11 protein-coding genes are annotated in these 13,113 nt (G+C 64.2%); 4 read left to right on the top strand and 7 right to left on the bottom strand.

Going from position 1 to position 13,113, the window contains the following annotated elements:
- Nucleotides 1-105: 105 nt before the first annotated feature.
- The 6 genes from VGN72_21170 to VGN72_21145 all read right to left on the bottom strand — a co-directional run bounded on the left by VGN72_21170 (nt 106) and on the right by VGN72_21145 (nt 6,962).
- Entirely contained in the window at nt 106-588 is a 483-nt protein-coding gene (locus VGN72_21170; GenBank protein HEV7301861.1) for a peptidylprolyl isomerase, read from the bottom strand.
- Between the two features lie 898 nt (nt 589-1,486).
- Complete coding sequence (locus tag VGN72_21165) at nt 1,487-2,836, bottom strand: hypothetical protein (GenBank protein ID HEV7301860.1); 1,350 nt, start codon at nt 2,834-2,836, stop codon at nt 1,487-1,489.
- 8 nt (nt 2,837-2,844) lie between these two features.
- Entirely contained in the window at nt 2,845-3,477 is a 633-nt protein-coding gene (locus tag VGN72_21160) for an isoprenylcysteine carboxylmethyltransferase family protein (GenBank protein HEV7301859.1), read from the bottom strand.
- The gene (locus VGN72_21155; GenBank protein HEV7301858.1) at nt 3,474-4,040 is read right to left on the bottom strand and encodes a hypothetical protein; all 567 of its coding nucleotides are present in this window, start codon (nt 4,038-4,040) and stop codon (nt 3,474-3,476) included. Before VGN72_21155 ends, VGN72_21160 begins: the two co-directional genes overlap by 4 nt.
- Before the next feature lie 221 nt (nt 4,041-4,261).
- Complete coding sequence (locus tag VGN72_21150; GenBank protein HEV7301857.1) at nt 4,262-5,410, bottom strand: glycerate kinase; 1,149 nt, start codon at nt 5,408-5,410, stop codon at nt 4,262-4,264.
- Nucleotides 5,411-5,639: 229 nt separating this feature from the next.
- A complete protein-coding gene (locus tag VGN72_21145; protein ID HEV7301856.1) occupies nt 5,640-6,962 on the bottom strand; it encodes a trypsin-like peptidase domain-containing protein in 1,323 nt (440 codons plus the stop codon).
- A gap of 230 nt (nt 6,963-7,192) precedes the next feature.
- On the opposite strand from VGN72_21145, the gene VGN72_21140 reads away from it, so the two are divergent.
- From VGN72_21140 to VGN72_21125, 4 genes are all read left to right on the top strand, one after another.
- On the top strand, nt 7,193-8,554 hold the full coding sequence (locus VGN72_21140; GenBank protein ID HEV7301855.1) for a DUF2252 family protein: 1,362 nt from the start codon (nt 7,193-7,195) through the stop codon (nt 8,552-8,554).
- 16 nt (nt 8,555-8,570) lie between these two features.
- The gene (locus VGN72_21135; protein HEV7301854.1) at nt 8,571-9,470 is read left to right on the top strand and encodes a DUF1559 domain-containing protein; all 900 of its coding nucleotides are present in this window, start codon (nt 8,571-8,573) and stop codon (nt 9,468-9,470) included.
- Nucleotides 9,471-9,646: 176 nt separating this feature from the next.
- A complete protein-coding gene (locus tag VGN72_21130) occupies nt 9,647-10,327 on the top strand; it encodes a lamin tail domain-containing protein (protein ID HEV7301853.1) in 681 nt (226 codons plus the stop codon).
- A gap of 186 nt (nt 10,328-10,513) precedes the next feature.
- The gene (locus VGN72_21125) at nt 10,514-11,713 is read left to right on the top strand and encodes a Gfo/Idh/MocA family oxidoreductase (GenBank protein HEV7301852.1); all 1,200 of its coding nucleotides are present in this window, start codon (nt 10,514-10,516) and stop codon (nt 11,711-11,713) included.
- Nucleotides 11,714-11,947: 234 nt separating this feature from the next.
- On the opposite strand, the gene VGN72_21120 is transcribed toward VGN72_21125, so the two are convergent.
- Nucleotides 11,948-13,063: a Gfo/Idh/MocA family oxidoreductase gene (locus VGN72_21120; protein ID HEV7301851.1), complete on the bottom strand. Its 1,116-nt coding sequence runs from the start codon at nt 13,061-13,063 to the stop codon at nt 11,948-11,950.
- Nucleotides 13,064-13,113: the final 50 nt, after the last annotated feature.

Genomic DNA, 13,113 nt, shown 5'->3' with positions numbered 1-13,113 from the left:
ACAGAAGAGGGAATTCGGTCGCTGCGGGACGAGCGGGTAACGAGAACGCCCGCCCGTCCCGGCGGCGGATGGCGCGGGATCGGGCGGGCGGCTATGTTGCGGTCGTTACGATTCGCTGATCGTGATCGACTTGATCGTGTCGCCTTGCTTCACCGCGTTCACGATGTCCTGGCCCTGGGTCACCTGGCCGAAGACGGTGTGCTTGCCGTCGAGCCATTCGGTGGCGATGTGGGTGATGAAGAACTGGCTGCCGTTGGTGCCGGGGCCGGCGTTGGCCATCGAGAGGCTGCCGACCTTGTGCTTGGGCTTGCCGGCCCCCACCTCGTCACCGAACTTGTAACCCGGGCCACCGCTGCCGGTGCCGTTGGGGTCGCCGCCCTGGATCATGAAGTCGTTGATGACGCGATGGAAGGTCAGGCCGTCATAAAACCCGTCGCGCGACAGGAAGACGAAGTTGTTGACCGTCATCGGCGCCTCTTTGGCGAACAGGTCGACGTTGATCGTGCCGCGGCTGGTCTCGATCGTGGCGGCGTACTTCTTCGACGGGTCGATCGACATCGCGGGGGCGGACTTGTATTGCTTGGCCATGCGGTTGCTCCTTAAGTAGTATCGGACCGGAAAGTGTGGCCAATGTCGCGTTCCTGTCAACGGGTGGGGCGAGGGGCGGATCGGAAGATTGAAAGCAACGGCGTCGCGGGAGGCCGTCTCCAAATTCCCGAGGGCTTGGCGAAATTGGCGAAGGCTTCTCCTAATTCCCGAGGGCCTGGCGAAAATGGAGAAGGCGTCAGGAAATTCACGACGGCCTCGCGAAATTGGAGAAGGCGTCGGGAAATTCACGACGGCCTCGCGAAATTGGAGAAGGCGCCGGGAAATTGGAGACGGCTTCGCGAAATTGGAGAAGGCGCCGGGAAATTGGAGACGGCCTCGGGAAAATGGAGAAGACGTCGGGAAATTGGGGACGGCCTCGGGAAAATGGAGAAGACGTCGGGAAATTGGGGAGGACCAACGCTTGGTCCGGACGGGTGGCCTGCGTCAGATCGCACGGCGACCCGGACAGGGCTCGCCACGGCGCCGCAAGGCGTTAAGTCATACTTGCGATGGTTATCCGGACGTTCGGCGGCATCTGGCCCTGATGTCGTCCTTTTGACTAACGAACCGGATTGGGCGACCCGAACGTCCGATATGTCATTCCGAGCGGAGCCCGAGCGATTCTCGGCCAATCGAGATCCCTCAGGTCGCCTGAGGCTCCCATCGGGATGACATGCTCGGCCATGGGCGGGCGGGTTCCACGGACAAGGCTGGCGGCCTTCACGTAGCATGGGCGTCTCGCCCATGCCTGTGGCCGGAGCGGGAAATTGGATTCGTGGCGGTTGCGCGGGGAGGATGGGTCCCTATTAAATAAATCGCCCGTGCTGTTGATAGGCATGGGCGAGACGCCCATGCTACGTGCGGAGGGGACTTCGCACGGTTCCTGTGGTCTCGTCGTTCAAGACGAAACGGGAGATCCGGACGGTGCCGCCACCGACTTCAGTCGCGAAATAAAGGTTTCGAGGAACTGGCCCGCGCGGCCGTCGTCGATCAGCGAACTGCGGTAGGTGACGCCGGCGCGGAACGTGCCGGCGAAGGTGGTGGTGGCAACCGCCAGCGGCGCGAGCGGGCCGGTGGGGGAGACGCGGATGTAGTCGCGGATGAGGTTGGGCGCATAGGCAGTCGCCCAGCTCTTCGACAGGTTCATGTTCGACAAACCACCCGACAGCGGCATCTCCTTGCGATAGAAATGCCACAGCCGTTCGCGCGGCACGAACTGCCCGATCAGTCGGGCGGCCAGCATCCAGGCGAGACTGGTCTGCGGAATGCCCAGGTTCTTGTGATGCCGGTTCTGCGTGGCGACGGACTTCAACAGCCGGGGCCAATAGGCGAGGTCGCCCTCATGGACGATGATGCCGGTGAAGCCGAGGTAGAGGCCGAACACGTCGGTCAGATCGGTGCGCGACAGCGGGCGAAGGTCGATGATCGAACCGACGGCCAGGTCGCGCCGGCGCTTTCGGAACTGCGTTGGCACGTGCTGGGCGCACGCCTCGGCGAGCGCGGCGACGATGATGTCGTGCACCTTTACGCCCGCGGCGCTACCGGCGGCGCGCAGGCCGTCGATGAGGTCTGCGGGCGCGGTTTGCATGTGGATGCGCACCGCGGGGTCGGTTAAACCGGCGCTCTGCACCTTGCGCACCCGGCGATAGCGGAAGTAGCGCCGCGCCAGGCCGAAGAGGTTCTCGTCCAGCTTCCACCGGCCATGCCGTGGGCCGTACATGCCCCAATAGCCGGTGTCCTGAATGCGCTGGGGTGACTGGCGGACGCGCGACGGGTCGTACAGCCGGTAGAACAGTTCCCGCAGGATGCCCTGCACCGAAACGCTGTCGGCCGTCCAATGCTGGTAGACCACGCCCAGGTGGTACGAGCCTTCCCCTTGCCGCACGAACGCGCGGAAGGGCGGTTCACCGGGGTCGGCGAACGGGCGGTTGATCTCGGCGGTCAAAAACTCCGTGAGCGATGTGGCCGCGGGCACCCGGCGGACGGGGTAATCGCGCATCTCGCCGTTCAAGACTTCAAAGCCGAAATGACCACACGACGTCAGCCGCACGCGGCCGAGGCCGATGGCGGCGAGCGTGTCGGTCCAAGCGTCGTTGATCTGGTTCAGGTCGGGGACGCCGTTGATCTCAAGCGTTTGCGCGGCGTTGTACGGGTGGATGTTGTCCCACTGCCGAGCGAGATACTGAAATATATTCAGTGGCGCGAGTCGACTTGGCGGGGCGGGATGAATGGCGTCTCCTTGCGGCATCGCGGGCGTTAGCTGACCGGCACGTATCGCCGGTTCGGCAGTGGGACGAACCGTCCCACGCGCGAACAATACCGGCGGTACGTCTCGCCGTGAAGCGCCACCAGATGGCTTTCCTCGCGGCGCGCTTCCCACACGAGCAGCGCCAGGTGAAGGAGGCCCGCCAGCAGCATCACCGGCGACGGAACGGCCAGCATTGTCGCAGCCATCATCGCCAATGACAGCGCGTAAATCGGGTGCCGCACGTAGGCATATGGCCCACTGACGATCAGGTTGGTCTTCTCGGTAGGGTCGATTCCCATTCGCCACGATTTGCCCATCCGCTTCCAGCAGATCGTCGTGAGTGCCGCACAACAAACGACGACGCCCGCCAGCACCCATTTCATGCCGTTGGGCACGCGGGCCAGTGGCGCCAGTGGCCCGGTCGGGCTCGCGATGAAGGCCGAGTAGAACGGGTGGACGACCCAGACGACGACGGCAGGAATCCAGAGGAACCGGTTCCACCGCCCCGTCTGCTCGGCGGGAATAAAATTGGCGGCCCGTCCGCTACGGCGCTTCTGCTTGCGGGCCATGCTGACGACGCGCAGCCAATAGCCACCGATGGTCAGCGCGATGATGAGGATGGGGATGGAGGTCGGGGTCATGGTTTCGAGCCGGACAGTGTACTCACCGGCGCGACCACGCCAACCACCCGCTGTACGATCTCATCGTGCAACTTCGCATGACCGGCGATGGTGGCGTGGCTGGTGTCGGGCTGCAGCAGGTCCTTGCGGTCGTTGCGCAGGTTGTGGTTGATCGGCGCAACGGCACCGCGATCGGCTGACAGCCGCACGCCGCGTAACCACGGCAACGCGTCGGCGACGCCGTTGGACTGGTAATAGTTCACACAAGCCCTGACGTTCGCCGGCAAGCGGGGTGGGGTGACGGGGTCGATGGTAATCAACAGATCCACCGGCTTGCCCACCTTGGCCATTCGGCGGGCAATGCGAATGACGTCGTCGGCGCCGTATGAGAAGCCGACTAGCACCAGCGGCTGCGACCCGTCGCGGCCCAATAGTGCCTCGCCTAGCTCGCCACTATTCTTCTGCGGCAGCACGACGGAATCGATGCCACGGTGCTGCAACTGACGGCCGAGGTCGTTGATGCCGGTGGAGTACCAATCGCGATACCCACGCAGCAGGTAGACCTGCGCATCATCCCGCGGCAACGGCTGCGCCTTCGCGCCACAGCCAACTACGCCGAGAAGCAGGACGATAAGGGAGAGGAAAAACAGCCTCCTGCCCCTCTCCCGGTACGCCGGGGGAGGCTGGGTGGGGGTGAATTTGATCTGCACTGATCGCCAGCAGTTCGAATCACCCTCACCTAACCTCTCCCGGAGTACCGGGAGAGGGACCGGAACGGAATCGCTCGCGACCGCGGCGCTGCCCTTCATTTCGATCCCCTTGATCGATCACCGACGAACGCCGCCACCGCGGTCTCGGCCCGCCGTTCGACCAACGCCGCGGCATCGCGCATCGCGGTGGCGACATCGGTGCTCTCATCAACAAGCGAAATGATGCGCGTGATGCCCACGTCGCGCAACCGCTCGTGTCCTTCGCCCAGACTTCCCGCGATCGCGATGCACGGCACCCCCGCGGTCTTACACGCCGCCGCCACGCCATGCACGGCTTTCCCGCTGGCGGTTTGTCCATCAAGCCCGCCCTCACCGGTGATGCAGAGATCGACACCTGCTAGCCGTCCGTGAAATCGGCATGCCTCCAGCACCAGTTCGATGCCCGGGCGTAGACTCGCGTTGAAGTATGCCATCATTGCGAACCCAAGCCCGCCCGCGGCGCCGGCGCCCGGACGGCCGGCGATGTCCAGCTTGCCCGTGCGTGTCGCCAACTGCCGAAGCTTCTCGTCAAACCACTGCACGTCCGTGGCTGACGCGCCCTTCTGCGGACCGTAGACCGCCGCGGCGCCATCGGGTCCTAGCAGGGGATTGGTGACGTCACAGGCGACCTCGATCGTCAACCGATCCACCGCGCCGCCGCGCCCGTGCTTGATTAAAACAACGCGCTCCAAATCACGACCACAGAGCGGTTCGGTGTCGTGCACCGGTTCACCGTCGGCCAGCAGCACGGTGAGCCCCGCGGCCTGTGCGCAGCCAATGCCGGCGTCGATCGTCGCGCTGCCACCAATGCCCAGGATGACCTTCTTCGCCCCGCGTCGAGCCGCCGCCGCCAGCAGTTCGCCCGTGCCGAAGGTCGTGGTGGCCATCGGATCACGATCGCTTGGCGGCAGCAGCGCCAGCCCACTGGCGGCCGCCATTTCGACGACGGCGACGTCGTTTGGCAGCAGCCCGAAGACGGCGTCGACCTTCATCTCCGGCAACGGCCCGGTGACGCGCTCCGAGATGAGCCGCCCACCCATCGCCGACACCAAGGCGGCAACCGTTCCCTCGCCCCCGTCGGCAATTGGGCAGCGGTCGACGGTGGCGCTCGCAACAGCGCGGCCAACGCCACGTGCGATGGCGTCGGCCACCTCGACCGCGCTCAGCGAGCCTTTGAACTTGTCCGGGGCGATCAGGATTCGCATAATTCGAGCGTTAGCGGTGGCACGCCATTTTTCGAATCTAGGTACTGTCTGACCGATCATCCTCGCGTGCCCCTTTGTGATAGTTGTCATCCCGAGGGGAGCGGTAGCGACCTGAGGGATCGCGAATGACGAGCGATCCATGCCAGTGGGAGATCCCTCAGGTCGCTTCCGCTCCCCTCGGGATGACAGACTTTTTCGTAGACGCTCGATCTCTCCGACCGTTCCGAACCTAAAACTCGATCACCGCCACGCCGAACCGGTCGCCGCGCACCACGCCGACGCGCACTCGCCCGGATGCCGGCAAATGTTGCAGCAAGGCCGAGAAGTCCTCCAGCGTCGACACGCGGTAACGGCCCATCTGCACGATCACGTCGCCCGGTTGCAGGCCGGCGTTCGCTGCGGCGGTGGCGGGTTCGACGGCGGTCACGATCAGGCCTTCCTCCGTCTGCAGTCGATAGCGGTTCGCCAGCATCGGCGTGAGCGGCTCGATCGTTACCCCCAGCGTTTCCCGTGCGCGCACGAGCGCGTCGGGCAACGGCACCGGGCTGATCTCGATCCGCCGCTGCTGGCCCGAGGCCATCCGCAGCGTGACTTCCTTCACGTCTCGGCCGACCTTCAACAACTGCACGTAAGCGTCGACGATGTCCTTCACCTCGCTGCCGTTGATCGCCGTGATCGGCGCGCCATCGTCGGCGATTACCTCAGTGGTGACCGTTGCGGGGGGCGTCAGCGTGCGGCGTTCGCCGAGCTTGATCGGGATGTTCATCTTCGACACCACCGCGGGGCTCATCAGCTCGGGAATCAGCTCGCGCAGCTTGTTCACCGGCACCGCGAACCCGATGTTCTGCGCGTCGCCGCGAATGGCGGTGTTGATGCCGATGACCTGCCCGTACGCGTTCAGCAATGGCCCGCCGGAATTGCCGGGGTTGATCGCGGCGTCGGTCTGAATCAGGTCGGTCAGCAGGACCGTGCCGTTGTTCTCGCGCAGATCGCGATGCATGGCCGACACGATGCCCGTGCTGACGGTGTGGCTGAACCCCAGCGCGTTGCCGACGGCGATCACCGGCTCGCCGATCATCAGGTCGGACGAATCGCCGAGCGGGATGGCGGGCAGCGGTTGGTCGGTGGTGATCTTCAGGATCGCCAGGTCGGCGCCGGCATCGGCGCTGATAAGGGTGGCCGGCAGCTTTCGACCGTCGTTCATCTCGACGATGACCTGCCGCGCGCGGTCAACGACGTGGTTGTTCGTCACCACGTAGCCGTCGGCATGCACGATGATCCCGCTGCCCAGTGAGTTGGACGGCACCTTCACGACCTCGCGCGTGTCGAACATCGGGTTGCCCCCCAGCGCGTTCACCCGCTGGTTCACGAACCGCCGCGCCGCGATGTTGACGACGGCGTCCTTCGTCTTGTCGACCACGTCCACGGCGACCGTTCGACGCAGGTTGATCGTGCCGTCCTGCGACCTGGCCGTGGCGATGCCACCACCGATCGTGACGGCGACCATCAGCAGGACAAGGCAGCGGCGGTGGGCAGGGCGGGCGTATCGCATACAAGATCGATCATACCGCCGAGCGCGTGGCAGCGTCACCTTTGCAGCAGCCTCGACAATTAGCGCAACGCATGCGCGTTGCTGAAACGACCCAGCGCCACCGCGGTGATAACCCCCAACCGTGGATGGCGGTGATAGAAAGTCGCCAACCTTGCAGAAGATGCTCTGAAATGGACATGTCCCTCCCTATCGCTCGCCATCGGCTGTTTAGATGCATTCGCCACGTCGCCATGAGCGTCGTGCTAGGCGCGGCGATCGGTGGGTCGTCGGCGGTTGCCTTGGGCCAGCAGCAGAGCGATCCGTACGCCGTGCTGCGCGACGCATGGTCGCCGTACGTGCAGGCGGGCGATCCGTACGGCTTCCCGATGAAGGTCGCCGCGATCACCGAGTCGAAGTACAAGTTCTGGCGGGGGACGAAGGACCTCTACTACCGCTGGGCCAAACAGCACACCACCGACTGGCTGGCCGACGATGCCGCGTACGTCATCTGTCACGGCGACCTGCACCCGGGCAACATCGGAACCTACGCCGTGGAACCGGGCAAGCTGGCGTTCGGTTGGGTGGATTTCGACGACAGCGCCCGCCTGCCGTTTCAATTGGAACTGCTGCACGGGCTGATCAGCCTGAACCTTGTCGCGGAAACGAACGGCATGACGCTGGCGGCCGCCGACCGCGCCAAGGTGACCGAGGCGATGCTCGGCCGCTATCGAGAGGCATTAACGTCTGAAGCTAAGTCGGCGGCGGCCGATCTCGCGGGGAACGTACAGGTCCGCAAGATGCTGGCGAAGGAACGAAAGCCATTCGACGGCGCACGGAAGGAACTGCTGGATGACACGAACCGGTTCCACGCAACCATCACGAGCAAGTCGAGCAAGGTCAAAGAGGTGTTGCAGGACGCCAGCGAGCAGGCCGACGCGATCGCCGCGGCGCTTGCAGCGGCCATCGACGAATCGCCGGACCTGAAGGCGCAGTTCCGCCTTCGCGGGACGGAAGAAGTGCGCGCGGCAATGAAGGGCGTCGTGCTGCGGTCGCGCGTGGGGTCGTCCGGTAGCCAAGGGTTGCGAAAGTGTTACGTGTTGCTGGCCAATCCGCTGACCGGCATCGATGGCGACGCCGTCGTCTACCTGAAGCAACAGATCCCCAGCGCCGCCGAGCGGGCAGGCGTCGTTCCACTGGACGAGCGCACGCCAGCCCAGCGATGCGTGGCGAACATGCAGGCGGCGCTGGACACGCAACCGTGGGTGTGCGGCACGATGGACGTGAACGGCGCATCCTACTGGATCAGCCTGCGCGAGCCCTGGAGCGACGAACTGGACACCGAGGACGTGGGCAATCTTGCTGAACTACTGGAGATGGCAGAAATCTGGGGCGCTGTCACCGGCGCCGCTCACCGCCGCACGACCACTGACGCCACCGCGATTGCCGGTCGACTGACACCGGACCTCGTCCGCACGCTCGACGCGCGAGCCTTGGAATACAACCGGCAACTCAAAGCCGACTTCGCCACCGTCACTGCCGACGCGCGGGCGGGCGCCGACATCGAACAAGTACGTAAAGCACTAACCGCCGCGGGCAAGACGCCCGCGAATTGAACTGGAAGGACTAGACATGCAGAAGAATCGTCGTGGCTTCACGTTGGTCGAACTGCTCGTAGTGATTGGAATTATCGCTCTGCTACTGGGGATTTTGTTGCCGTCGCTCGGGAAAGCGCGTGAGTCTGCACGCGAGGTGCAGTGCGCCAGCAACCTGCGCCAGTGGGGCCTGGGCTTCACGATGTACGTGGACGCCAACAAGGGCACGATGCCAAGCGATGGCCCAGAAGATGGCAACAGCAACGGCAACCGCATCACCGGTCCAGACCTACGCGGCTGGGACTCGGACGGGCTATGGTTCAACGCCGTCCCACCTCTGCTGAACGGCAAGAGCTACAACCAGATGTACGCCGATCACATCGCGGGAACCACGCGACTGCCACTCGACGGCGACAACAGCATCTTCGTCTGCCCGGTCGCCAGCACCGCCGTCAACCGCACCAGCAGCCCGGCGACCAACGTGAACAACGGCTACTTCACGATGTACGGCCGCACCGCCGCCTCAAGTGCGGGGCAGGCGCGCGACACGTTCATCTGCTACGTGCTTAACTCGAAGATGTCCGACGGCACCCCCGGCCTGAAGATGGCTCGGCTGCGGCCCGCATCGGAGTTCGTGCTGATGCTCGAGAAGCGCATGCGCGGCGGTGAGGTGAACGCGTCCGACGATGCCTATTACCAGTCACAGGGTGGCGACGCGGACCGGCTCACCAGCCGTGACCTGAACCGCATCAAGGGCGACTACCAGCGCTTCACCACGCGCCACCGCAAATCGCGGGGCGGGAATATGCTGTTCGCCGACGGACACGTGCAGTTCGTGTCCCACAAGGACGCGACGACCGCGGGGGTATTCGACGAGACCATGAACCGCCCGGGCTTCCTGCGCTGGTCGCTCAGCGATGCCGATGCAGCGCCCTGAGCGACGCAAGCGGGCATGACGGGAGCGCACCGACCGCTGAAGGATGCGCTTTAACCAATCAATCAATCGATCGAACGGACACGGCACGAATGAGTCCGGGCGCGCGCCTCACGTGAGGATGTGGCCTGAACGTCTGCGTCACCGAAATTGCCCCTGAATGGGGCGGGAGGATCAGAATGAAGAAGTCACAACTGTTTGCCGCCGTTGCGGCCATGGCCCTTGTGAGCGTCAGCCTGACGTCGACCGGGCACGCGAGTATCGTCGTAACGGAGGTTCACCCCTCCGGCAGCGGTTTAAGCTCGTACGGTTCCGATTGGTTCGAACTGACGAACACCGGGTCGTCGGCCGTCGACATCGCCGGCTGGGCCGTGGACGACAGTTCGGCCAGCTTCTTGACGGCCCGCGCGCTTCGCGGTGTGACGAGCCTGCCCGCGGGATCGTCGGCGGTGTTCATGGAATCGAACGCCGACGGCACCAACGATCCGACCAAGATTGCCGACTTTCTGGATGCTTGGTTCGGCTCGAACGTGCCAGCCGGCTTTCTGATAGGCGCCTACGGTGGCGCGGGCATTGGCCTGAGCACGGGTGGCGATGCCATCAACATTTTTGATGGAAGCGGGACGGTCATCACCAGCGTTGAATTCGGCGCCTCGACGGACCGCGTCACGTTCGACAACGCTGCGGGCGCGACGGGGCTGATTTCGACGCTGAGCGAGATCGGCGTGAACGGCGCATTCGCGTCGCTCACGGACGGCGAGATCGGTTCGCCCGGCGTCATCGCCGCCGTTCCGGAGCCGACGACCCTCGGATTGCTGGCCGTGGGCGGATTGATGGCGCTGCGCCGTCGTCGCGTTTAGCCTCGCAACGCGCGTGCGACAAGCTGCCCCTTGCCGCTGAAGCGGCAGGGCCGAGACTATTGCGAACCAAGCATCGGCCTCGCCCGCACCACGCGGGCGGGGCCGATGTCGTTTCATGTTGATGTTTTCACCTCGGAACGTTGCCGCTACACTTCGCGCACTTCAAATCGGAAAGGAAACCCATCTATGGCGGCGAAATCGCTCAACGTCTGCATGATCGGCTACAAGTTCATGGGCCGTGCTCACAGCAACGCGTACATGAAGGTCGGCAAGTTCTTCGACGTGCCGGTGCAGCCGGTGATGCATACGGTCGTCGGACGCAATCGTGCGGACCTCGAGGCGTTCAAGGATCGCTGGGGTTGGCAGACGGCGTCGATCGACTGGCGGACGGCGGTCACGAACCCGGACGTACAGCTGGTGGACATCGGTACGCCGAACAATCAGCACAAGGACATGACGCTGGCGGCGCTGGAGGCCGGCAAGCACGTCTTCTGCGAAAAGCCGCTCGCCGCCACGCTGGCCGATGCGCGAGAGATGCGCGACGCGGCCCGCAAGGTGAAGCGCAAGGCCAAGACGTTCGTGAGCTACAGCTACCGCCGGGTGCCGGCGCTGGCGCTGGCACACCAGTTGGCCAAGGAAGGGCGGTTGGGTCGCATCTACCACGTGCGGGCGTTCTACCTGCAGGGCTGGGCGAGCTCGCCGGACATCCCGCTCGTCTGGCGGTTTGACAAGGAGGCCGCTGGCTCGGGGTCGCATGGCGACCTTGGCGCGCACATCATCGATATGGCCCGCTTCGTCACGGGTGACGAAATCGTGGAAGTCAGCGGCGCGATCTCCGAGACGTTCATCAAGGAACGCGTCATTCCCACCGGTGTCGCCGGCGCGGGCATCGCCAGCGGCGCCAAGGGCGGCAGCGGCAAGAAGGGCAAGGTGACGGTCGACGACACCGTGCTGTTCCTGGCGCGCTTCAAGGGTGGGGCGGTCGCATCGTTCGAATCGACCCGCTTCGCTACCGGTCGCGAGAACAAGAACGGCCTGGAAGTGAACGGCGAGAACGGATCGATCTACTTCGACTTCGAAGACCTCAATAACCTCATGTACTTCGACGCCACCCAGCCCCGCAAGGTGCAGGGCTGGACGAAGATTCAAGCCAGCGTGCCCGGCGAACACCCCTACGCCTTCGCCTACTGGCCCACCGCCCACCCCGGTGGTTACGAGCATGCGTTCGTCAACCAGACGTACGACATGATGCAGATCCTCGGCGGCAAGGAACCCGTCGTGCCGCTGCCCGATTTTGAGGACGCTTATAAGACGCAGCAGGTGCTCGAGGCGGCGGCGATCAGCGCGAAAGAACGGATGCCGATCAAGGTATCGCAGGTGGGGTAATTGGGCGCAGTGGGAGTTCGCTCCCACGTGTCATCCCGAAGGGAGCCTAAGGCGACCCCGAGGGATCTCGAACGACGGACGTTTCTCGGCCTTGGGAGATGGGTCAGGTCAGCAAGCCTCCCGTCGGGATGACACTTGAAGCGGAGCAGTGGTACTTTAGTAAGACGGCGAATGAGAACGGGCCGATCTCGCGAGAGATCGGCCCGTTCTGCGTTTTATGGTCAAGCGAACGACTTACTTGATCGCGACCTCGCGGCCACCCGATTCGGCGGAGCGGTAGACGCCGTCGAGGATCTTCTGGATGGCCAGGCCGGCTTCACCGGGGGCCGTCAGGGGGGTGCCCTTCGTGCAGCCGTCGACGAAGTTGCGCAGCTTGCGGCCGAACAGGTAGCTGAAGCCGGTTTGGTTGGGCAGGAACGCGGGCACCTCGTTGGTCATGGTGCCGGCGCGATCGGTGAAGATCATGGCCGGGTCCCAGTTGCAGCCACCCTTGTCGCCGATCAGGTTGAAGTTCCACACGTCCTTCTCGATGTGGCCGGCGAACATCGATTCGATGTGCAGGATCGCGCCGTTCTCGAAGCGGATCTGACCGATCGCCAGGTCTTCGACCGTGTAGGTCTTGTGATCCCAGTTCGGCCACTGGCTGACGGTGTTGCTGGGCTTGTTGCCCATGTACGTCCAGGTGTTGCCCATGGCGGCGACGGGCTTGGGGCTGCCCATGACGTAGTGGGCCATCTCGATCACGTGCACGCCGATGTCGATCATCGGCCCGCCACCCTGCATCTCCTTGCGACCGAAGACGCCCCAGTTCGGAATGCCGCGGCGGCGCAGCGCCTGGCACTTCACGAACATGATGTTCCCGAAACGACCGTCCTCACGGGCGCGCACGAGGAACTCACTGTTGGGGTGGTAGCGGTACTGGAAGCCGATCACGAGCTTCTTGCCGGCCTTCTTCGAGGCGGCGATCATCTTCTCGCACTCGGCGGGCTTCATCGCCATCGGCTTCTCAACGATGACGTGACAACCGGCGTTGGCGGCGTCGATGGCGGGGGCGCTGTGCAGGCCGTTGGGCGTGCAGATGCTGACGGCGTCGGGCCGCACTTCCTTCAGCATCTTCTTCCAGTCGGTGTAGTTCTGGGAGACGCCCCACTTGTCCTCCATCACCTTCAACCGATCGGTGTCGATATCGACGCCGGCGACGACCTCCACGTCGGGCATTTCCTTCAAGGCGCCCAGGTGGGTCTGCGCGATGCCACCGCAACCGATCATCGCAATGCGGAACTTCTTGCCCTTAAACTCCTGCTTCTTCTCCATCGCCAGGGAGTCCGTCGATACGCTCTTCTCTGCCATGTGCAGTTATCCTTGTGAGAAATATTGGTTTACCGGCCTGTTCGGCGAGA

It is taken from the genome of Tepidisphaeraceae bacterium (assembly GCA_035998445.1).
In the GTDB taxonomy this organism is placed as follows: Bacteria; Planctomycetota; Phycisphaerae; order Tepidisphaerales; family Tepidisphaeraceae; genus DASYHQ01.
The sequence above is the reverse complement of the archived record's forward strand: the minus strand, read 5'-3'. Positions and strand labels throughout refer to the sequence as shown.